Consider the following 21,998-nt stretch of genomic DNA (forward strand, 5'->3'; position numbering starts at 1 on the left):
GCGACGTTGATTTCATAATCGAACTTAGTCGACATGCCAGTTGATCAATTGGTTAGGCGACATCCATTTCCGCCTTGCGATCCTCCATATCGTAGACTAGCAGCCACTCGGTGCGGCTTCCCTCTGTAAGGACACGTCTGAGATGATCAAGGTGGCTTCGCCCAATCTGTCGAACCATCGACTCTTGTGCAGAATTGTTAAAACAACCTGCCGCACCACCGTACAAGAATCGTCGCCAATGATCCAAAAAGGCCCATTCGTTCAGTTCGTAGCCATACAGTCGCGTCAAGGCAGCCTCTGCTTCGGATCCGGTTAGTACGATCTCTTCGATTCCATTCAAATGCGGAACATCTTCCCACGCATTCGGAAGATCAAACTTCACGGCCGTAGCAAACGTACCGACCACTCCGCTGGATTCCAAATAGGAAAGCAATGAGCTAAACAGGCTACTTTCATTCGCGAGGGGGTAATCCCCACAAATCTCGCATTCAGCCGGCGGAAAGACCGTTGGCACACCGGTATGGCTGATTGGATTGAAGGCGAACGCTCTTAGCATCGCAGTCCCCAGGCTCTTAGTATCGCAGTCTCCTGAATTCAGTTTCTGAACCGAAGCTACTTTGACGGCATCCTCGCCTGGCAACATGTCCTAACAGGTCGGCGATTCCTGCTCCAATCGCTCACTTAGGCCGCCTGCGGCCGCCACCTTTATTAAATGCTCAATCGCGGACCCCGTTAAGCAGGGTAGCCGCGAGCAAACTTCCATCAAAAAACCCGTGATAGACTACTTAGGTTTAGAGGTTTGTTATACCATCTTCAGTATTGAAAGTCAGATGCGTGTTTCTCCCATTCCAGTGACCGTATTTGTTCTTGGATCGCTTCGTCGATCGGAAACGCAAATTCCGACTGGAACCACACGATTGGCAATGTTGACCCATCCATCGATTTATCTCTTGCGGTATTGAAGCAATCGAAATTACCGATGCACGTAATGTCTGGAATTGATGCTGGCGTACCGAATGGGTATTTGCTACCGAGTTCGATTGGCCTTTCAATTGGCCGAATCAGATAAGGTTCAAAATGCCAGCGCTTTCTCGCTTTGTCCATCGTATTCAGAATGAGACGTTCATTCATTTCCTTTGTTGGAACACCTTCCAGCAGTCCAGAGTAGGTTCCCCATTGATCGATCGCAGTGAGGCGAATCACCCTGCCATTACTTAGATGGAACTCATTGCGGGTTGACATGTGTTGTAGTCTTGTTTGGGCCTTACTGGGTCCGCGATTGAGCAGAGTCGCGGAGTGAATACGAAGCGATTCCTGCTCCAATCGCTTTCTTAGGCCGCTTGCGGCCATCACCTTTATTATATGTTCTATCGCGGGACCGGTTAAGCCGGCCGCAGGCCGGCTAGTGACTGGGGTAACCAGGCTGGCGCAATTGATGCTCCACTGGAAAACTCGCTGTCGGCGGTTCCGCGTTCATGTCTTTGTTATTTGCGTTTCCTAGGCATGATTTCGCTTCGGAGTTGAGAGTACGCATTTCGGCTGATCAAGCGTCGAGCGTTCTTTAAAAACCACTTGGGTTCCGTATCACCTTGAACAAGCGCAAGAACGAGAGTATCTCTGTCACCAAATGAATCAAACAAGCCCTCGTTTTGCGCTCTTAGTATTGCCTTCACAAGGGTATCATCCACCTTGTCTACATAGTTTTGAAACGCGACTGCGCCCTTAATGGAGCGGAGACGATCGCTAACATTCTGCATGATCAGGTTCGCTGTGTCAAAAGAGTCGTTCTTGTTTTCATGGTATTCCCAGTCGTCGGGATTCCATTTCAATAAAGCGCGCATTTTCTCTGCAGTGTCGTAAAACTCATCGGTTCCGATGGCACTCACGACGCGGTCCAATGCCTCGACGGTATTGAATGAGGCGCCCACATGGCTATAAGTCGGTGAAAGCCATAGTGCGAATACGTACAGATGCTCATCGCCACAACGATCAGAGACTACTTCTACGGTTTTCTTAAGACCTAAGTAAACGCTCTTTGTGAGCGTTGGGAAGCTAACCGACTTCGATTTGTTCGTGTTGCTCATCTTCGTAGTTTGAATTGAGTTTCAGCGACTCGCAAGTTTTCAAGCGACTAACGACACAGATCAACTGCCCCGGGCTGCTCTCGGGCCGGGGTCAGGTGCAGCGGCTAGTTCGGCCTATCCTGTCCGGTGTGACACCACCTTCGCTCGGAAACTCTCAACGGCACCAGAAACGACGATCTTGATCCAATGTCCCCAAGGGCCAATCCGGACATCAACGTAGTAGCAGCGGTCCCCTGCCGCAATCGGATCGAACTCATCCTTGTGGATGGTGTCGGGCGGATCGGCGGCGATCGAACCCGTTATCACAATTCCCTAGAGGAGTTCCTTGAGCGTACGTTTGGAACTGTGACTCGCAGCTAAAAATCGCGCCTGGACAAAATCGTAAGGCACAGAACGTAAATCTTTCGGCCACTTTACGTCCGGCACGTCTGTGTAACATATTATGTCCTTGGTGCCGATCAGCACATCCGAGTCCTTGAACGGTTCCTTGAACGCTTTTCCTGTTTCTCGGCCGAGCAGCCATGTCGCGATAACTTTGACATCATCCGCAAGGTATACCGGTGCGTCGTCGGCGCGGCACATCGAAGGCGTTACCAGCGGGGCTGCACCGGATCCAACACAACTCAGAAACACACGTCGATTCATGCTCCAGACCTCCGGGGCCGAATGGTCCGCGATTTAGCAGAGTCGCGGAGTGAATACGAAGCGATTCCTGCTCCAATCGCTCACTTAGGCCGCTTGCGGCCATCACCTTTACTATATGCTCAATCGCAGACCCGTTAAGCGGGCCGCTCGATACAAACTTTCAACGCCCGCGCTGCTCGTCAACTGCAGCGGTTGGTTACCCGCCGCGATTCTTTCGGTCAGTGTACCAATCCCACATGAGTCTCCACGCCGCACGGTGCAGTGTGACACGCAAGTCGTCAATGGAGAGTCGAGCACAGTATATAGCACTAATCTCAGTTGGGTCATGGTGAGATTCGCGCCAAAACGAAAAGGGCATGTGCGAAAACACATCAACGCGAAACAGGTGCATTGAGACATTGTCGGCGGTTGGCCCCCAGTCCATAAATCGGTGAAACAGATGAAGGTCGTTGTCGTCGGTAGCCAGCCGAAGCATCTCGCGATGATTCTTAACGGGCGACCGGTCCGGGAACGGTGGCATATCGCGTTTGTCACCTACGGGGCTATTGCCCAATCCAAATCGTCGTTGAGGGAGCCGATGAATTGCGGCAAGTAAACCACGTTGTCGTCGCAGGTTAGCCAACGCCCATCGGCGTAGACGTCGACGGTTCTCAACTCTGGTGATGCGTCATCTGATTTGCCAAGTTCGATTGCGAAAGTCGAACGATCGCCAAAGTGTTGCTTCAATGAGGTCTCGATTCAGTCGGATAACGGGGTCCGCGATTGAGCAGAGTCGCGGAGTGAATACGAAGCGATTCCTGCTCCAATCGCTCACTTAGGCCGCTTGCGGCCGTCACCTTTACTATATGCTCAATCGCGGACCCCGTTAAGCTGGCCGCAGGCCGGCTTAACGTCTGCCGTAACCGGGCACGAACGGGAGGCTTTGATTTCAGTTGCAGTGCAAATGAGTGCTCCGGTTCACGGCCTTGTTAGCCAGTTCGCGATTGGGGACCGGCCACAATGTGACCGTACGCCTGCACGATATCGTACGTCAACGTGCTAATCTGGTGCGGCTGTCCGGACAGCACATCCAACGCATGCAGAAAGCATTGGAATTGATGAATCTGAAATTGACAAATGTGGTTGGTGACATCACCGGTGTTACCGGATTGAAAATTATCCGGGCGATCGTGGCTGGAGAACGTGATCCTGAACAATTAGGTGAATTGCGGGATCGCCGTTGCAAACATACGAAAGCCGAAATTGCCACTGCCCTGGCTGGGCGGTATCGGGATGAGTATCTGCTGGAATTGCAATGCTGCCTGGCTTTGTGGGAAAAGTATCAGGAGACAATTGCTCTGGTGGATAGTCGGATTGCAATTCATTTGAAATCAATGATACGCCAAAGCGAATTGCCCCCACTGCCGAAGAAACCACGCGTGCGTGGCCGAAAGCCGCACGATCCGGGCTTTGATGTTCGTACGGCGTTGTATCTGGTATCGGGAGTGGATTTAACTGCCATTGAAGGGATTGATGAAATTCATGCGTTGACCCTGATCAGTGAACTGGGCACCGATTTTACGAAATGGCCGACAGTAAAACATTTCACCAGTTGGCTGGGATTGTGCCCCAACTTCAAGAAAACCGGCGGAAAAGTGCAGTCCAGCAAGACGCGACGTGGGAAAGGGCGCGGCCCACGCCTTGCGGTTGGCTGCGTGGGGGTTGATGCGGAGCACCAGTTACCTGGGTGGCTATTTAAGAAGACAGCGTTCTCGCCTGGGAGCACCGAAAGCGATCACGGCAACCGCCCACAAGCTGGCCAGGATTATCTACCATTTGATGCGGTATGGCGGTGATTACACGAAGCAGCAGGAAGAAGCGTATGTGGCAGAAGTAATTGCCCGGCAGGAGAGACAGTTGCATCGCCGGGCCAAAGAGCTGGGGTATGAGTTAAAGAAAGTGGAACCCACCGTTGCGTGAATGGAAAGAGCAGGTTTTTGACAATTTGATGAAGAAGGGCTTGTGTGAAATTTATTAAAAAGATACCCACGGCAGACGCTATCGTTACGCGGAATATGCACTTTTAGCTTTCATTGATGAAATAATTCAAGCGAGTTGAATTGAAAAGTTAGTCTTCAGCTGGGGAAGTTCCTGGGGCGGCGTGCTACGACTCCCGGAACGATCGCTGGAATCCGCGTGGCCGGGGAGTGGCAGCACGTATTGCCTCTGCCGTCCGAAGCATCGCGTGATGCGGGCCGTGGCCGGACATCATGTGAATGTATGCTTGGAGGCTGGACTGGTACTGTGCGTCCGCATCCGAATAGCCCTTCGCACGCCTAAAGCGCCACCACTGGTGGTCGATCCAGCCATGTAGCTTCCAGAAGCGGTGGTTGAAGATGTTAACCGTCGGGTCGCCAAGGTTGATGTCGCTGGTCTCGTCGGTCCAGCGATTGTGCAGGTAGTTGTGAACGCCCGTCTGGGGGTCGAGGGAGCGATTCAGCGGGTTCCCCGTGACGGGTCGCAGGTTCGTCTCGATGAACAGGCCGAAGTCGTCGTCGCCGGCAAATGTGGCGGGCGAACGCTCGATCCGCGCCGCCCCGGCCGCTCGGTGCGCGTCGAATGGGTCGCCGGAAGTTACCGGGTCTTCGGCGTCGGCAGGGTTCTGTGGCGGCGTGGACCACCCGCGGAGGAAGTGGGTGTGCTGAGGGAAGTGTTGTGAGAGGAGGATGATCATTGCCCGATGCATCATGAGGAAATCGAGGCCGTTGCCAGCTTCTCCCTCCTGTTGAGCCGCGCGACTCCAACCCTGCTGGGTCGCGTAGGTCACCATCTCCTGAGCCTGCTGATTGCCTTGGCCAGCGAGGAAGTGCCAGAAGTCCCAGCGACGCTCGAAATGCCACTGGTCATGGTGGGCACCCCACTGCGCATTCTGCATCCAGTCGATCATCTCCTGCGGCATTCGTGGATCAGCCATTGGTCACCTCCGTTTTGTCGCCGAACTTGTAATTAGATTGCGGCTGCGCAAAATAACACTTTTAAAAATAAAGATGGTACCGTACCATCTAACTACTTACATGGTATGAATTTACGTTCAAACCATTGTTTCAAATCATCGCGAGATAACACACTAATGGACATTGCGCCGAAAGTTATTCATCTAATGGGCTTTTGACGCCTCTCCCCTTTGTTTAGGACATGCGTGTAAATCATGGCGGTCGTCACATCGGCATGTCCCAACAGTTCTTGTACCGTCCTAATTTCAAAGTACAGCATGAGGAAGGTCCACATTGGATTGTAGTTTACTAAGTAGATTGTAGGGGTGCAATGAGAAAAACAGATTGCGATACATAAATATAAAGCATATGGGCAAAACTGGATTCCCGCCTGCGCGGGAATGACGATTCTGGGCACCACATCGGATATAACGCAAACAACCCCAGATCAATTAGTTATCCAATAAAGTTACACTCTCAGCGTCATTCCTGCGCAGGCGGGAATCCAGTGCTTTTTCTCAGATACACGTGTGGTCTTTACAAAGCAATTCGATCGCGTTTCGGGTGAAGATGGCATTTTCTGGATTCCCTCCTTCGCGGGAATGACGATTGTCTTCAGAATCTCTTGTTATCTTTGCCGCTTTGCGTGAGACCTCTTTAAGAAATTCCCTTGCTTACGCTGCGGGCGATGAAGACGAAGATCATTAAGAAATTCCTTGCTCACGCTGCAGGCTATGAAGACGAAGACCTCTTTAAGAAATTCCCTTGCTCATGTTTCGTACGATGAAGACGAAGAAAGACTTTGGCGGGGCGATGAATATACTTATCAGAACCGCAGCTAATGTATTCTATTATCTACTTGTATTCAATTATCCCCTAAGACTCTGCCCAGAAGAATCTCAAGCAATTTGTGCTTTTCGGTGGGTTAAGGTGCATCTGGTGGTATTCTAGGCACGTCCCGTTCTGGCTTCGTTGGTGGGCGGAAGAGCATGTCGAAAATGGGATTTTTCGTGGAAAGTAACAGCACATCGCGGGTTTCAGACAGCATTACACGGTAGGTGGCCAGCTTTTGCAAAAAGGCAAAAAACTCCGGGTCGCGGGCATACGCAGCACTCCTGATCGCATCGGCCTGGGCGTCTGCCTTGCCTTCCATTTCCTGTTTTTTGGCCTTGGCGTTGGCAATGGTTAACGCTGCATCACGGTCAGCTGCTGCAACAATGCGGGTATATTCGCGGTTCCCTTCGCTTTGGTATTCTGCCACCTTGCGCTGGCGTTCACTGCGGATCCGTTCCGCAATGCTGGACCGCACTGCTTCCGGAAATGCCAGTCGGCGAATCCGCAAATCGACTATCTCAATACCGTATTCCTCTCGTAGGCTGGTGGGCAGCGAAACCTCCCCGGTGGGGGAATTGGTGCCGAGAATCTGCTGGTGCAATTGCTCGTATTTGGCCTTAGCCTGCGCTTCGGGCACCACTTCGATCAGTTTTTCCAGTGGCATCTGACTGATGACCGCAGCAACCCGCCCTGTAATTCGTGGGATTAACAGGCGACGTGCCTGTTCTGGCGAGCCCACAGTCTTCACGAAGCGATCCAGTGCCTCTTCGTTTGGTATTTTCCACACCACAAAGGCATCCACCGAAATAGTTTTGTCCACCCGCTGCCCATCCAGATCGCGGGTCAGAGTTTCCGTGGCGGGAAGTTCAAAACTGTGCAGGCGGCGGTCAATTCGTTGAATGCTGTCGATGGGCCAGGGCAACTTCCAGTGCAGGCCGGCTGCCACCTCACCATTGTGGGTTATAATCGGGTCGCCAAACCGCGTTACGTAGCAGAATTCCCGGTGGTCGACCGTGTACAGCGACGATTGCAGCCAGATCACCAGCACCACAGCAACAAAAATGAGGATTCCTCGTCGTTTTCTCATCAATTATGGCTCCTCTGGGGTGGGACTGGGACGTGGCATACTGATAATGGGCTTCAGAAAGTCGGGATTGACCAGATAATAGGTGCGGCGGCCTTTCGGTAAGTCCCCATCAATTAAGACTTTATCGCGTTTCTGTAAGATTTCTGTCAGCACCGCCAGCGTCTGTCGATATTCTGAAACTCGGTGCCGCACCGCAATGAGTTTTTGCTGTTCTTCCACCGTGGGGTGCTGCTTCCGATCCATTTCCGAAAGCAACGTGCGGTAATTCTGCCATTCCTGCGAATATTTGTTCCACGCTTCTGCCATGCGCAGGCGTTCGTGGCTGATCGCTTCCGCTTCACCCAGAATCCGAATCGCTTCTTCTTCCGCCTGACTTCGTTTGCGGGTGGCCAGCGAATTCGCTTCGTTCAGTTTTTGCTGCTTTTCCTGAATTGCGGTCGCCACGCGGTGAAAACTGGCCACCACCTCCTGTGGGGGGTGAATATCGTGGATCGTCAGCCCTTCCAGACGAATCCCCAGGCCATTTTCATGAATTTTCTTTAATCTTTGCTGCACCTGCACCAATACTTCCGTTTCAATCGTCAGGCGTTCAGTGGTCAGAAGTTCTACAAACGTGCGACTGGCGATGATTTCCCGAATCACACTTTCCAGCGTGGAACGCACCACGGGCACAATATCTTCGGAAACCTGGAGAAACTGGGTAGGCTGGTGAATCTGAAAGCGGAGATTCGCTGCCATGTCCAGCAGGTAGCCATCACCCGTGATCATTGTGGATTCATCATTCATCCGTTGCGACTGGGACTGGTGGGCAGAATCCCACGTGAAGCCGCTTGCGGATTGTTCGGAGCGGTAGCCTAACTCCACCACACGGATTTCCTGTGGGCGAAGAAAGGTACAACGATCGATCGGATAGGGTGCGATCCAGTGCAGACCGGGTGACAGTTCATGTTCATAGCGGCCAAAGCGTTGCACCACAGCCACTTCCGCAGGTGGGACAATGGTAATACCAGTCCCAAGCCAGACAAGCACCAGAATGGGCACCACCCATTTGAGGACGCGACGCCATTGGTGGCTGATCCAGTGCAGCAGATCATCCAGTTGTAACGAACTGATCATCAGATCCACCCGCTGCACCTGGTGGGAAACCTGGGTTCCAAAACGGGACAATCGTGGGCGTTCGAACAACAACAGACGCATCGAATTGGCCAGCACCGCCAGCGAAGCCAATTGGTGATAAATCACACCCACCAGTGGGGCATCGGCAAGTCCGGCTTTGCCTGAATAGAGCAACGGCCAGAGGAAACCTGTCAGCAGCACCCCCACCAGATTCAGGCCAATGGCGAACCAGAGAATATTCTGGCGAATGATCGTAAGTGTTTGTTTGGAAAGACGATACAGCAACGGCAGGTGGCGTAACGGATCGCCCAACAGGACAATCGATCCCGCTTCCGCTGCCACATCGGTACCAGAACCTACGGCAAGCCCCACCCCCGCGTGGGCTAACGCTGGGGCATCGTTAATGCCATCGCCCACGTAGGCTGTTGTGGCAGGGGTTACGATCCGATTTGCCTTGTCCAGTGGCAGGAGTTCCGCCTCGAACGAGACGATATTCAAATCATTAGCCAATCGTTCAACTGGACCACGTCGATCCCCACTGAGAATCTGAAACTGCTCGATTCCTGCGGTCCGCAATTCTGCCACCACATCGTGTGCGGAAGGTCGGGTGGTATCGCTGGCCGTCAGCATCCCGAGCACCTGTCCTTGCCGAGCGACCAGCACCACAGTGTGGCCACGTTCATCCCACTGAGCTAGCTGTGCGGCAAATTCTGGCGGCAACGCAATCTGGTGCTGGCTGAGAAATCGCACATTGCCAATCAGAACGGGCAAGCCATCGACTTGTGACTGAACTCCCCCACCTGGGGAAGCCTGAAAATCACTGGTCGTGGGCAGTGACAAGCCACGTTCTTTGGCTGCGTGCATGATCGCACGAGCGAACGGGTGCTCGCTGTTCTGTTCCACTGCTGCCGCCAATGCCAGCAGGCGATCTTCGCTAACTCCTTGCGTGATAATGGTTTGCAGCGAAAGCTGCCCGGTGGTCAGTGTGCCGGTTTTGTCAAAGGCGATCATCTTCACCTGGGCAAACTGCTCCAGAGCCGCAGCACTTTTGACCAGAATGCCCGTGCCTGCCAATCGCCCGAGTGCGGCAACCATGGCCGCAGGTGTGGCTAAAATTAACGCACAGGGACAGGCCACCACCAGCACCCCTAATGTGGGGTACAAGCTTTGGCGTGCGGCCAATTTTAATGATAATCGACTTTCTGCAGGCCCAAACCAGCCTGCGTGGTAGACCAGGTTTCCCAAAAATGCGAAAACGGTAACACCAAGTAATACCGGAAGAAACCATTTGGCAATGCGATCTGCCTGCCGTACCACCTGTGGGCGATCCTGCAGGGCTTTGGCGGTAAATTCGATGATTTTGCCCGCGAATGTATCGCCCTTAACCGACCCCACTTCCACAATGAGCATGCCGTTCTGGTTCAGGCAGCCTGCCAGAACGGTATCGCCCACCGTCACTTCACGTGGGAGCGATTCTCCAGTCAGTGGGCTGGTATCCAGCGTGGAAAAACCTTCCAGCACCAACCCATCCACGGGCACTTTTTTGCCCGGTTTGATCCGTACGTGATCACCCACCTGCAGGGTGTCGGTTTCAACCGCAACATCTTCCCCATCAACGATCTTCCAGCATTTTCTGGGGAACACTTCCACCAGTTTGCGAATACCCGCCTGGGTGCGATCGTAGGTAAATGCCTCCAGACACTCGCCAATCATCGCAATGATCACTACCTCGGCAGCAATCAGCGGTTCATTCATCAGCAGTGCGGCGATACAGGCGATTGCCACTGCCAGATCCGCACCAAGGCGGCCAGCAAAGAGGGAATCGAGTGAACCGTACAGGATGCGAGCCCCACCCAGCACGGCGGCAAGCAACGCATACCGCAGCCCGAAAAGGGTGTTCTGCACCTGGGGTAAATCAAGGCCAAGCTGAGCAGACCAGCCCGCGATCATTGGGTATTGATCGCGCAGAATCAGCCCCACCAGCAGTGCGGTCAGGGCATACAGGCCCGTGCTGGAAGATCGGGTAAAAACCGAATCGGCGTAGCTGATTTCGCGATGCATCGATCCCACAGTGGCGAAGTTTGAGGCGGTTATATTGGTTTAGGGATTTCCCCGCCGAAGAGATGAAGAAACCGTTTAGAACCCACCGAACAAGAGTGTTCCCGTGGAAGCGGGAATCCAAGGCGATATCTTGAATTATCAACAGTAATTCGATACCCACCAGAACCGTCATTCCCGCGCAGGCGGGAATCCAGTTCAAAAAGACCGAACTATTTAGAAACCACCGAACAAGAGTGTTCCCGCAGGCGGGAATCCAGGGCGATCTCTTCAATTATCACCAGTAATCCGAAGCCCCACCAGAACGTCATTCCCACGCAGGCGGGAAATCCAGTTCACGAAGCCCGAACTATAACCAGCATCTGAATGAATCCAACAACGTCATTCCCGCGAAGGCGGGAATCCAGTTCTGGAAACCCGAACTATAACCAGCATCTGAATGAATCCAACAACGTCATTCCCGCGAAGGCGGGAATCCAGGATGTTTTGTGTCCTGATTGTTTCTAAATCGTAGTCCGGTTTTTTCATAGCACCCCATGAAACTACAGACTAAACTGTATAGTAATGAGGGCGTCCCTCATCTTCCGCTTTTGCACGTATCGGTCCAGTACACACAAAAAGTGAGAGACAGAATCTTTGACAGCATAGAAATCAATTCGATTTAATGATAGTTATGCGGCTGAACATCGTCCTTGCATCTGTCGAATCGGAACTCGCGGAAGCGTGGGAGCGGTTCTGCGCCCAACTTGAAGGCGTCACCGTCCATCGCGGGTCGATTCTCGATGTTCATTGCGATGCAATTGTCAGTCCGGCCAACAGTTTCGGGTTCATGGATGGAGGTATCGACCATCTGTACTCGCAACATTTCGGATGGCAAGTACAACGTCGGCTGCAGGACACCATTCGGACACGACACCACGGTGAGCTGGTTGTCGGTCAGGCAGAGATAATTCCTACGGACGATGCTCGCATTCCATTCGTAATCGCAGCGCCCACGATGCGCGTGCCGATGATTCTTCGCGATACGGTAAATCCGTATCTCGCTGCACGCGCGGGCGCTCCTGCTGATTAAGCATCAGCGTTTCGTCGATGGTCCATTCGCCGGTGAACCGGTAGCGAGCGTCGTGCGTACGGTTGCCTTTCCGGGCCTCGGAACGGGTGTCGGCAAAGTTGGCCCGAACATCTGTGCTCGGCAGGTCGGAGCAGCAATCGAGGAAGTCGTGCTTGAGCGTGGGACATTCCCGCAGACATGGGCAGACGCACAATCGCGTCATCAACTTTTGTATGGCGATCGCTTCCGGGATCTGCAGCGAGAATAACGGATTACCGGACAGCCGCATAACCAAACGCGGCAATGGATCGGACCCGAGTTGTGCGTTCTGGTAAACTCAACTTTGGTTGGCGCGGTGCCGGCCATTGAACTTTGATCTGTTAAGCCGGGCCTGCGGCTGACTTAACGAGTCCGCAATTGAGCATATACTAAAGGTGACTGCCGCAAGCGGCCTAACCAGCGATTGGAGCAGGAATCACTTCGTATGCGTTCCGCGACTTTGCATAATCGCGGACCATTATAGCAGGAGCGGCTGATGGCGACGATACAGCAAGTACAGCCCGTCCTCATGTCACGCGACGTTGAAGCGTCCATCTACTACTACGCGAAGCTCGGATTCAAACTCATATTCCGCGACGATCCCGACCGCGTCAGGTATGCCGGCGTACGTCGCGACGGCATCGATCTGCACCTGCAATTGCACGATGCGAAGGAATGGGACGTTCCCTACGACCGCCCCACGTACCGATTTGTCGTGGACGATGTCGATCAACTTTATGCGGAGTTTTGCAAGCTGGGGATTCTTACGGACATCTCCGACCTGCGAGACACGCCGTGGGGAACTCGCGAATTTCACGTCCGCGACCCCGATCGAAATGGCTTGCAGTTTTACCGCGACCTGTTGGCTCAATTGGTGATGGCTCTACGACGACTCACCGACCTGCCTGTGCGTGACTGCCAAGCCGTACTCCGTGACCACGGAGGAGACATCGTCCGGGCGGTCGAGTGGATGCTCGCCCAACGGTGGTTCGGGTATCCGCCGGCGGTAGTGTGGGCAAGACTGCGTGAGGAACTGGCCGCCGGCGGGATCGGCGGGAAAGTATTTCCTGGCGAGTCTGGACACGCTGACCCATGAACTCCCGCTGCAGCCATTGCAGGAACGGTGTGAGCAATAATCGATGCCTCATCACCTGTGCCTGCAGCAGCAGTTGCTTTGATGTACTCTGTAATACTCTGAGGAAAAACTTCTAACGGAACTGGTAAGCAACCTGATCCATTCTCATCTGTAGCTGTTGGTAACTGGAACAGGTCTGTTTTCGCTGCAATATTTGTGATTCCTGTTTTCTTCCAGCCATTGCTCAGTGGCCATCTTCTCCAGTCCGCAAGATCACCCTTGGGCGGAAGATAAGGTAGCATTAGAATTTTCACTGGGGTTTCTGAGTCCAACCCTTTCAGAATGGTTGCCCCCTGATTCACATACTTCTGACCTGGCTCATCGTTATCAGGCAGGAACCAGACTTCCTTCTCTGTCAGTGGACTCCAGTCAGTTTTGCTGGCAGCTTGAGATCCCCCGATACTGGTAGTAGCGGTGAATCCCAACTCAATTGCGGCATCAGCTGCTTTTTCCCCTTCGCACACAACAACGATTTGGGCATTTTCCAGAGAAGGCAATTTGTACAGTGGTCGTAGCTGTCCTTTCGGCAACCCGAGGCGCCATAAGCCATCCTTCCACTTTGAAACCGGACGAATATCTTTCGATGCTTGTCCATCAACAGTATCCCACCGGTAAACGGAAAACACTGTGTTGCCACGTAGATTCTGATACTCCCAGAAAAAATCAGCAGACCTACCGTATTCTCGAAGTCCAAAACGATCTGCCGCTTCCTGGGCAGTTCTGAATCCTGGGGTCTGATTCTTCGACTTGTCTGGAGCAAAAGATTGCTTGGCCAATTGATGTCGTGGCTTCAATTTACTTTTTGGTGTGGGTTTACCAGAAACAGCATCCGGAAATAAAGTATTCATTCTAAACCAAAATCAGTTTGAAATTCGGTGTTTCTGGTATTGTTTGATCCAACCGCGGCTAACGCCGTCGGCTCACAAACCGTCATTCCCGCGAAGGCGGGAAACCAGTACTAAACACTTGAGTTGGCAACTCAACATCATTTTCTGTGAGCCGACGGTAGCCGCGGTTTGCTTGATAGGCGTTAAACCACCGATTTTCAAATGAAATTGGGTTTAAGCCCCATGGCTGCGACAATCTCCTTTACCTCGCATCCTGCATGGCAATGCAACAACACCTTGCCATCATCGGTTTCTTTGATCGACAGACCGGGGGTGTAGTCATTATGTGCCGGACAACATGCTTTCCAATTCTTATTGTCAGTCGTCTGGACTTCATTCAATCCGTCCAGAACGGTATCAATCGGTTTCATTTTGCCTCCTCTGTCATGGGGGTCATGTTGGTTTCAAGGAATTTTCTCAGATCCTCAACCAGATACAGGGAAGTTGAATTTTTTCCTCCGGGTAGTTTCACACGGCGAATTTTGCTTTGTTTCGTTAACTCGAATAACTTCCGTTGGCTGATCCCTAACATCGCTGCTGCCTCTCTCGGTCGTACTGAGAGCTGTAGAAGCGAAATACGATTATTTTTCATCATGTCCTTTTACCTGTTTAAATCCAAAATTTCTCGTCAGTACCATCGTTCAAAACTTGGTTTGAACGAGGACTAGTTTCATCATTCGGCCTGCATGTCAGGCCAGGCTACTGCGACTACATCTGATTCATGTCCAGATGCAGTCGATTGTGCCTCATCATTGCGTTGACCAAACAGACAGTTCTTTCTGAACTGTTCGGGCCAACGGTTCTGTACGTCAAGCAATCGGGCTAAACTGGTTCCCGAAAGTGAATCGGGCCAACCAGGTACCCTTCGCAAAGATGCTGCCGAAGACACAACTCCTCAGTTTCGAGACAGTTGTTAGCGCAAGTATCGCGCGATTAAAATGATCCAGATAACTGCCAATTATCTGTGGTGAATTGAGTGCACCAATATCTATCAGGCCATGTTCATGCTGATAGACAGTATCCGTTGATTATTACCTCCTTTACCGTTTATTCAGTAGCGCTGGCAGCGTACTGCGTCTTCAATTATGGGTACAGTTCAGCACTCCCTGTGAAGCAGCACTTTCCTGTTGACCGTTCCCGATGGATGCCCCCGCTTGGTCAGGGTTTCCAATTCTTTAACAACTCCAATACCTCCTTTTTGATTCTGATTGTCGTTTGATCATCTTCGATAAACTTCGAAGGTCTAATGTCAGAGTTAAACCTAAATCAGATTGAAAATCGGAGTTTTTCCGCTTGAGGATCGACTTCAAATCTTGGCCACAGTCTTTTAATTATTTCATCCGGAGTTTCATTCAATGTATCGATGAATCCTTTGCAAGCGTCGAACAAGTCACGCAAGGTTGCAAAACAACAATGTTGCGTGACCTCTTCACGCATCCATTTCCATAACCCTTCAATGGGATTGAAATCGGGACTATAACTGGGCAAAACTACTATTTCGATGTCCAACTCGCTGGCTTTGGTTCGAACGAACTTCGCCTTGTGCCAAGGTGCTCCATCCCAAATTACCACAACACGTCGACCTTGTCTTTCTACCCAATCGTTCACTCGGTGCAAAAATTCAGCCGTGTTTTCCTTGTTGCATTTGCCTTCGTTCCAGATCAAACATGCACCAGCACTGAAATTGTAAGCACCATACCAGTTGATGCGATCGGACAGCGGAGGGCAATCACTCACTCGCCAAGCCGATTCTCCCTGCCACCAAGTATAGCCCAAGTCCATATCACGATGAAAATGGGATTCATCAATATAAATGATCACGATATCGCCGCGACACATTTGCTGGTACATATCCGCGAACTGTTTCAGGTATTCGGCCCGCTTTTCAGGGTCCCCTTGCCGAACAGTTTCTTGCATTTCTTCCAGCTCAATCCCGCTAATTGCAGGATCCGCCGCACGGTATTCCGAGATACATACCGCTGGAATTGACAACCGATCCAGTTGCACAACTTCCTGATCGTCCATCCGTGGCCTGGCAATTGGTGATCTACCGGATCGCTTTTCAGAACGGCATCAACGATCTGCTCTATCTGCGACTGGACAAAAGGGGACATGGCCGCCAGTACGCCGATAAATCAAGGCGTCAGGTCCATGGTTGTTATATTTATGAACCCAGTTCAACAACACATCGTCGCAACGTCCAATTTCTGCGGCATAAGCAGTTGCGTTAGTGTGACCAAGAGCAAATTTGGTACAAAGCCATAAACCGCTCCCGAGTACGAGGATGCTCGGATCTCAGAGCCAGGCGACGCAAATCATCGGTGGTTTGATTCCATTTAGTAGTGTTCGGTCGGATCATCCTTGATCTCCAAAGGTTGGTCGACTGCCTAGGTTGAACATTCTGACCAGCTTAACATAACTCACCAAATCTGTAAACACCGATTTTCAATCTGATTTTGCTTAGCGCAAAGCGGGTTCTGCGCAGGAGCTGTCGTAAAAACTTTCCTGGTACGAAAAATATTTTTTCAAGAGATCTTTTTGTCATTTCACCTAAAAATTCACCTCTTTTGCGTCATGTACAGTGATGGGGAGTGCTTACCTTTTTCATGGTGCGGTTTTTCGTCTGTTTTGCCGTTCTTTGGTGATTTTTTCGGCTCAGATCCTAATCACTTTCTCACCCTAACTTCAGGAGTTTTTGATGCGTCCAACGGAATTGGTACGTACGGTGTCGGCGTTACTTGGCACTCGTCGACCACTTATCTTTGGGGGCCACCGGGATCGGTAAATCCACCCTGATCCGGCAGGTGGCGGTGGAAGAACAACTGACCCTCGTCGATATCCGGGCCACCTTACTGGATCCGGTCGATCTGCGTGGTTTACCCCACCTTGATGGTAGTGCGGTTTCCTGGTGTCCACCCTCTTTTCTGCCGCAAACTGGACGAGGAATCCTGTTTCTGGATGAACTGGCTCAGGCACCACCCCTGGTGCAGTCGGCCTGTCTGCAGCTCACCCTCGATCGTCGGCTGGGAGAATACGAATTGCCTCCATACTGGACGATTATTGCCGCCAGCAACCGCAATGAAGATCGTGCGGGTACCCACCGATTGATCAGCCCACTGCTCAATCGCTTTATTCATCTCGATCTGGAACCCAGCCTGGAAGACTGGCAGGCGTGGGCAGTCACCAACGGCATCGTGCCGGAAGTGCGGGCGTTTCTCAATTTTCGTCCTAATCTGCTGTTCGGTTTTGATCCCAGCCTCCAGAGCCGAGCCTTTCCCACCCCCCGTTCGTGGGAGTTCGTGTCTGCAGCGATGTCCCAGGTACCCAGAGATTTACTCCACTCGGTCGTTATTGGCTGTGTGGGAGATGGCCCCGCAGCGGAGTTCACCTCCTTTCTGCGTTTATTTCAGCAACTACCCAACATTGATGATGCCTTGCAACACCCGGAAACCACACCAATCCCCCACGATCCTGCTACTCTCTATGCCCTGGTGGGAGCCCTCGTCGAACGCTGCCGAACCGACCACTCACCACTACCACAATTTGTCCGTTATGCCAGCCGACTTCCGGAAGAGTTTGGCATGGTGGCGATCCGCGATGCCCTGAGTATCCAGCCCAGCCTGGCTGCCCTGCCTGCGGTTCAGGACTGGATCCGCAATGCCCGCGAACAAGGTCTGTTTCTACGTCCATAACCAATTACTTATTCAAACAAGGATGAAACTATGATTGAGAATCACCTCGATATCGGTGGTGGGGTTGTTTTCTGGATGCTGACCGATGACACCCGCCGGGAACGTTTACAGGATGGCTTAGCCAGATTAGGTCTGGAGAAGTTTTTGCCGGAAGCACGCCCCGATACCTCGATTTTACGCGATGCCCTTGATGAACAACTGGGTGGCTCGCGGGTGCTGATCCGACCCCTGGCCCACAAAGATGGCTTTGCAGTGGTGCGGGAAGACCGTGGGGAAGAGCAGAACGAATACCGCACGGAACTGGTCGCCCGTATGGTGGGTGGTGCACTGGATCTGCAGCCGTGGGATGACCGTGCAGCAGCCATTCAGGAATCGATGCATGCCCATGCCTGCCGGATCCCAGCAGTGCAGGTTTCTCAGATGCTGGTCAAAATGGTGGAGCATCTGGGTGGCACCCGCCTGCGACCCAGTGGTGCGGTCTACTGGATCCCCGGCAACCGACTCGATGAATGGATGAAAATCGTTCAGGCGGTGGAGCAGGCCAGTGATCGACCGGCAGCAGTCTATCTGTTACGGCACCAGCTGGATACTGAGGCAGTGCGGGCGGTGCGGGATGCGGTTATCAACGAAATCGAAGCGAACACCAGCCGGATTTCTGCCGATGTGCTCTCGGGTGATCTGGGAACCCGGGCGTTGGAAACCCGCCAGCAGCAGATCGAATCACTGCGGGAAAAAGTACTGCTGTATGAAGACATTCTGAACATCGGTCTGACTCAGTTACATCAGGCGATCGATAAAGCGGATCAGGTGACGGTGACTGCCAGCCTGATGCTCAGTTCCCGCCAGAGCCTGGCTGCCCACGGGATGGTGGGATGATGGCAGCACTTCAACTGATCCGTGCGGCACGGATGCGACTGCTTCTGGGTCGGGATGGGCAGTCGGCATTCTTTGCGACGCTGGCGATGCGATTACAACTGGTGGAAGACCCGGCAATTGGCACGATGGCCACCGATGGCAGGCAACTGGCCTTTGCACCCGAGTTTGTGTTGCAATTACAGCCACAGGAACTGCTGGGGGTGCTGGTGCATGAGGTGATGCATAATGCCCTGAACCACCATCTTCGACGTGGAGCACGGAATCCAGAACTCTGGAACATCGCCTGCGATCTGGCAATCAATCCGCTGATTCTGAACGGAGGTTTGCAACTGCCTGCCAGCCGACTGCTGCCTGGAGAAGGTTCGTATGCCCACCTTGCAACAGCCCGTTGTGCTGAAGAGTACTATCAGCTGCTACTGGCAGAAAACGGTTCCTTACCAGGAGAATCCGATCCCGGTGGGTGCGGCAAAGTTCTCGATGCACCAGCAGATCCGGGGATTCGCCGTGAAATGGAGGTAGAACAGCAGATTGCGGTGCAGCAGGCCCAGACTGTAGCAATGGCGTTGGATCAGATTTTGCTTTACAGCAGATGCTCGATCAACACGGTCCGGCACTGCTGGAACGTGGCCTGGCAGCACTGCCAGAGCCAGCATTCCGCCAGTTGTTGCGGCACCCGGATCGTCTGTTGGATCTGCAGGAATATCTGCTGCTTTCAGACAGCGCTTACTGGGATCAACTGGTTCTTCAGCAATCAGAACGGGCCACGGTTGAAAGGATTGCCGAACAGGTAATGGCGCAGATCGCCCCACCTAAAACGATTCCAATGACATCGGCACCACAAAAAAACTGGAGCAGTCTTGGCCTGATTGCTGCTTCAGTGCTGCTTGGCATGGTTTTGTGGTACACCTGGGGCAATCAGATCTTCCCACCCGATGGGAAGGGCAAGATGATTGTTGTCGATGCCACCTGGGGCTGGCAGGGATTACCCTTGAATGAGATGCCCACTGAGAAGAGAGAGTATCTGACTGCAATTGCCGATGCGGGGGATGAATGGTTTCAGCGGAATCCGCGAAGTTCGAACGAGCTGCTGCAGGATTTACGGGCAATGCGCGATGGTTGTACAAAGTTGCTGGCCGCACCGCACCCAGGGTTGGGGCTGGCAGACCGGCAGTGGCTGTACGAAAAATGTGTTGCCTGGGGAACAAAGCTGGACCAGCACCTGGCCGATGCCCACACCGAGGCTGACTGGCAGGTAGTGCAGACCCAGGCGAATGAGACGGTTCGGAAACTAGTGACCGCACTGCGGGATAAAGCGAAGAATGTTGGATAAGCCTTAGGAGCCACGAAATGACCCGACTGTTCTTGATTCTGCTGATCGTGGCGATGACCAACGTCACCCTGTTCGCAGCCCCACAGAAGTTTGCGTTACTGATTGGTATAAACAAATATCGGCACCGCGAGATGAACCAACCCAAGCCCCTGCAGTATGCCGAAGCGGATGTGACGGAACTGGATGCAATGTTAAAGGCATCTGGTTATGAAACGGTGCTGTTAACAGGGGACAGCGCCACCAAAGAGGCGATTGAAAAGCAGATCAAGTTGATCCAGACGAAAGGCAACAGCGATGGCGTGGTGCTGGTGGCACTGGCAGGCCATGGGGTGCAGCACGAGAAGGCGGAAGATGCCTGGTAGTGCCCATAGATTGGTGGTAAGGTTTATTTTATTTTCATTAACCACTACTGCAAACTACTTAGTGCGTGTGACAATTCATTGTGCATTTCCTCTACAGAATGGTAGCGGTTTTCTGGCTCTTTTTGAAGGCATTTCTGGCACACTGTATCCAGTTGCTTCGGAATATCCGGGTTTATCTGGGCTGGGTTTCCGGGCACTGTTGTCAGGATCTGTTCGATCAACAGGTTTCTCGCATTTGACTGAAATACATTGCGATTGGTGATCAGCTCAAACAGTATCACTCCAAGACTGTATATGTCAGTGGAATAACCGATCCTGGAATGTTCTCCACGAATCTGTTCCGGCGGCATGTACTGAAAAGTTCCCAGCACTTCACCTGACCTGGTATGCATTCCACCAGCCAATAAAGAGCGAGCGATACCAAAATCAGTGATCATCGGACGATCATTTTCAGTCAACAATATATTGGCAGGCTTCAAATCCCGGTGGACGATGTGCTGCTTATGTGCCGCCTGCACACCTTTCAGAATTTCCATCATCACTTTGGTACCCCAATGCCAAGTGGGGTGATTCTGGCTCAGTCGGTCTGCAAGTGTACCTCCATCTGCCCAAAGAGATATGATGTAGAACCGCTGATTGATAGCACCTGATTCGATAAAGGGTACAATGTTGGGGTGGGATAAACGCTGAAGTGTTTCGGCTTCATGCAGCAACCGGAGCAATTCAGTAGCTGTTGCTGTTTGATGGGCAAACTTGATCGCTACATCCGGACCACCACGCAGTGGCCTGCTACGATAAACAATCCCCATTCCACCCTGATTCATGAATTCCAACGGCGCGTAACCAGGGACCACTGGCGGTTCTCTCACTTCCTTCTCCGTAGTTACCTGCGTTGAATTAAATCTGCAGCCTGTTAATCCATCGTGTAACATCAGAATGTCCTGCAACTCTTTTCGCCAATGTGGGAAGCGCTCACAGTATTCTTCCAGTAGGTATGTATCCCCCAATTCAGCACGATTCATGATCTCGCCATAGATAATTACCAGAGCATCCTCCTGTGAACCCGCTAGTTTTGGCAATGTGCGGAAGTAATCTTCTGCCCGTGGGCGTTCACCACGTGCAAATCGTTCATCCTGATCCGCACGCACTGCTTCACAGAGCAACGGCAGTGGAAGGTGCTTCCAGCCATTCGCCATTTCGGTAATTGAATTAAACGGACTGCTCATCATCTTCCTCTAACCCAAGGTCATGTGCAGCACGATTCATCGCGCGGGCGAACTGTTTTCTGCGGCCTTCCGCCGTGCCTCCCATTTCCAGTGCAATCTGTTGCCAATCCTGCCTGTTCTGCCGTCGATCGGCAATCTCCCGCTCTTCCGTTGTGAGGGCATTTCTCAATTTTTCAAGCAATTCTGCCTCTTCCACAATCCGATCTGGGGTGGGGTGATTCCCAAAAATATCACCCAAATGATCAACCGCAACTTCCCGCTGCTGTGACCGGCGTTCCTGTTGAAAATACCGTGCGGCCGACCGCACCTTGTTTTGGGCAATTCTTGCCAGCAACGCAATTAATTGCTGGGGATTATCCAGGTCATATTGCCCCATAGCTGCCCGCATGAAGAAAGTGCCCATCACCGACTGGCAGATATCCACCGAATCAAATTTTGCACGCATCGAAGAACTGATGTTGGAACGCACAATTACTCTGATTGCGGGTTCAAATCGCTTAATCAACTGCTCTGCTGCCAGGGCATCGCCATTTCGGATGCGTTCAATGAAATCAGAAAACGGTGGGTCTTCTTTCATCTTTTTTTCCTTTTTTCTTTTTGTCCT

Annotated in this window: 24 protein-coding genes; 10 read left to right on the forward strand and 14 right to left on the reverse strand. The window is 52.3% G+C overall.

Annotated elements, in window-relative coordinates:
• Positions 1-52 precede the first annotated feature (52 nt).
• The 4 genes from R3B84_01260 to R3B84_01275 all read right to left on the reverse strand — a co-directional run bounded on the left by R3B84_01260 (position 53) and on the right by R3B84_01275 (position 2,729).
• The gene (locus tag R3B84_01260) at positions 53-556 is read right to left on the reverse strand and encodes a hypothetical protein (protein ID MEZ6139173.1); all 504 of its coding nucleotides are present in this window, start codon (positions 554-556) and stop codon (positions 53-55) included.
• A gap of 257 nt (positions 557-813) precedes the next feature.
• Positions 814-1,350 (reverse strand): hypothetical protein, encoded by a 537-nt coding sequence (locus R3B84_01265; protein ID MEZ6139174.1) that lies wholly within the window; start codon positions 1,348-1,350, stop codon positions 814-816.
• A 134-nt stretch (positions 1,351-1,484) separates the two neighbouring features.
• On the reverse strand, positions 1,485-2,084 hold the full coding sequence (locus tag R3B84_01270; GenBank protein ID MEZ6139175.1) for a DUF4303 domain-containing protein: 600 nt from the start codon (positions 2,082-2,084) through the stop codon (positions 1,485-1,487).
• 312 nt (positions 2,085-2,396) lie between these two features.
• Positions 2,397-2,729, reverse strand: coding sequence for a hypothetical protein (locus tag R3B84_01275; protein ID MEZ6139176.1), 333 nt, complete (start codon positions 2,727-2,729; stop codon positions 2,397-2,399).
• A gap of 947 nt (positions 2,730-3,676) precedes the next feature.
• On the opposite strand from R3B84_01275, the gene R3B84_01280 reads away from it, so the two are divergent.
• Positions 3,677-4,564 carry a transposase gene (locus R3B84_01280; GenBank protein ID MEZ6139177.1) on the forward strand — a complete coding sequence of 296 codons (888 nt, stop codon included), beginning with the start codon at positions 3,677-3,679 and terminating at the stop codon, positions 4,562-4,564.
• Positions 4,545-4,688, forward strand: coding sequence for a hypothetical protein (locus tag R3B84_01285; protein ID MEZ6139178.1), 144 nt, complete (start codon positions 4,545-4,547; stop codon positions 4,686-4,688). Before R3B84_01280 ends, R3B84_01285 begins: the two co-directional genes overlap by 20 nt.
• A 184-nt stretch (positions 4,689-4,872) precedes the next feature.
• On the opposite strand, the gene R3B84_01290 is transcribed toward R3B84_01285, so the two are convergent.
• The 3 genes from R3B84_01290 to R3B84_01300 form a co-directional block, all read right to left on the reverse strand.
• The gene (locus R3B84_01290) at positions 4,873-5,682 is read right to left on the reverse strand and encodes a hypothetical protein (protein MEZ6139179.1); all 810 of its coding nucleotides are present in this window, start codon (positions 5,680-5,682) and stop codon (positions 4,873-4,875) included.
• A 944-nt stretch (positions 5,683-6,626) separates the two neighbouring features.
• Positions 6,627-7,622 carry a protease modulator HflC gene (gene hflC / locus R3B84_01295; protein ID MEZ6139180.1) on the reverse strand — a complete coding sequence of 332 codons (996 nt, stop codon included), beginning with the start codon at positions 7,620-7,622 and terminating at the stop codon, positions 6,627-6,629.
• A gap of 3 nt (positions 7,623-7,625) precedes the next feature.
• Complete coding sequence (locus R3B84_01300; protein ID MEZ6139181.1) at positions 7,626-10,799, reverse strand: cation-translocating P-type ATPase family protein; 3,174 nt, start codon at positions 10,797-10,799, stop codon at positions 7,626-7,628.
• Between the two features lie 670 nt (positions 10,800-11,469).
• On the opposite strand from R3B84_01300, the gene R3B84_01305 reads away from it, so the two are divergent.
• Positions 11,470-11,868, forward strand: a complete 399-nt coding sequence (locus R3B84_01305) for a macro domain-containing protein (GenBank protein ID MEZ6139182.1) — start codon at positions 11,470-11,472, stop codon at positions 11,866-11,868.
• A 52-nt stretch (positions 11,869-11,920) separates the two neighbouring features.
• Positions 11,921-12,115 (forward strand): hypothetical protein, encoded by a 195-nt coding sequence (locus R3B84_01310; GenBank protein MEZ6139183.1) that lies wholly within the window; start codon positions 11,921-11,923, stop codon positions 12,113-12,115.
• A 303-nt stretch (positions 12,116-12,418) separates the two neighbouring features.
• Here the strand turns inward: R3B84_01310 and R3B84_01315 are convergent, their stop codons facing one another.
• The 5 genes from R3B84_01315 to R3B84_01335 form a co-directional block, all read right to left on the reverse strand.
• The gene (locus R3B84_01315; GenBank protein MEZ6139184.1) at positions 12,419-12,757 is read right to left on the reverse strand and encodes a hypothetical protein; all 339 of its coding nucleotides are present in this window, start codon (positions 12,755-12,757) and stop codon (positions 12,419-12,421) included.
• Positions 12,754-13,869, reverse strand: coding sequence for a hypothetical protein (locus R3B84_01320; GenBank protein MEZ6139185.1), 1,116 nt, complete (start codon positions 13,867-13,869; stop codon positions 12,754-12,756). The genes R3B84_01315 and R3B84_01320 overlap by 4 nt, the downstream gene beginning before the upstream one ends.
• Positions 13,870-14,066: 197 nt before the next feature.
• The gene (locus R3B84_01325) at positions 14,067-14,279 is read right to left on the reverse strand and encodes a hypothetical protein (protein MEZ6139186.1); all 213 of its coding nucleotides are present in this window, start codon (positions 14,277-14,279) and stop codon (positions 14,067-14,069) included.
• A complete protein-coding gene (locus R3B84_01330) occupies positions 14,276-14,503 on the reverse strand; it encodes a hypothetical protein (protein MEZ6139187.1) in 228 nt (75 codons plus the stop codon). Before R3B84_01330 ends, R3B84_01325 begins: the two co-directional genes overlap by 4 nt.
• 671 nt (positions 14,504-15,174) lie before the next feature.
• Positions 15,175-15,933, reverse strand: a complete 759-nt coding sequence (locus tag R3B84_01335; protein MEZ6139188.1) for an IS630 family transposase — start codon at positions 15,931-15,933, stop codon at positions 15,175-15,177.
• 2 nt (positions 15,934-15,935) lie between these two features.
• Between R3B84_01335 and R3B84_01340 the strand changes: the two genes are divergently transcribed.
• From R3B84_01340 to R3B84_01365, 6 genes are all read left to right on the forward strand, one after another.
• Positions 15,936-16,139, forward strand: a complete 204-nt coding sequence (locus R3B84_01340) for a hypothetical protein (protein MEZ6139189.1) — start codon at positions 15,936-15,938, stop codon at positions 16,137-16,139.
• A 507-nt stretch (positions 16,140-16,646) separates the two neighbouring features.
• Positions 16,647-17,600, forward strand: coding sequence for a MoxR family ATPase (locus R3B84_01345; protein MEZ6139190.1), 954 nt, complete (start codon positions 16,647-16,649; stop codon positions 17,598-17,600).
• Positions 17,601-17,630: 30 nt separating this feature from the next.
• Positions 17,631-18,476, forward strand: coding sequence for a DUF6744 family protein (locus tag R3B84_01350; protein ID MEZ6139191.1), 846 nt, complete (start codon positions 17,631-17,633; stop codon positions 18,474-18,476).
• A complete protein-coding gene (locus tag R3B84_01355) occupies positions 18,473-19,267 on the forward strand; it encodes a hypothetical protein (GenBank protein MEZ6139192.1) in 795 nt (264 codons plus the stop codon). Before R3B84_01350 ends, R3B84_01355 begins: the two co-directional genes overlap by 4 nt.
• Positions 19,267-19,806, forward strand: coding sequence for a hypothetical protein (locus R3B84_01360; protein ID MEZ6139193.1), 540 nt, complete (start codon positions 19,267-19,269; stop codon positions 19,804-19,806). Before R3B84_01355 ends, R3B84_01360 begins: the two co-directional genes overlap by 1 nt.
• Before the next feature lie 17 nt (positions 19,807-19,823).
• Complete coding sequence (locus R3B84_01365; protein MEZ6139194.1) at positions 19,824-20,168, forward strand: caspase family protein; 345 nt, start codon at positions 19,824-19,826, stop codon at positions 20,166-20,168.
• Between the two features lie 44 nt (positions 20,169-20,212).
• On the opposite strand, the gene R3B84_01370 is transcribed toward R3B84_01365, so the two are convergent.
• A complete protein-coding gene (locus R3B84_01370; protein ID MEZ6139195.1) occupies positions 20,213-21,397 on the reverse strand; it encodes a serine/threonine-protein kinase in 1,185 nt (394 codons plus the stop codon).
• The gene (locus tag R3B84_01375; protein ID MEZ6139196.1) at positions 21,378-21,971 is read right to left on the reverse strand and encodes an ECF-type sigma factor; all 594 of its coding nucleotides are present in this window, start codon (positions 21,969-21,971) and stop codon (positions 21,378-21,380) included. Before R3B84_01375 ends, R3B84_01370 begins: the two co-directional genes overlap by 20 nt.
• Between the last annotated feature and the right edge of the window lie 27 nt (positions 21,972-21,998).

Origin of the sequence: Zavarzinella sp., from assembly GCA_041399155.1 — a bacterium.
In the GTDB taxonomy this organism is placed as follows: Bacteria; Planctomycetota; Planctomycetia; order Gemmatales; family Gemmataceae; genus JAWKTI01.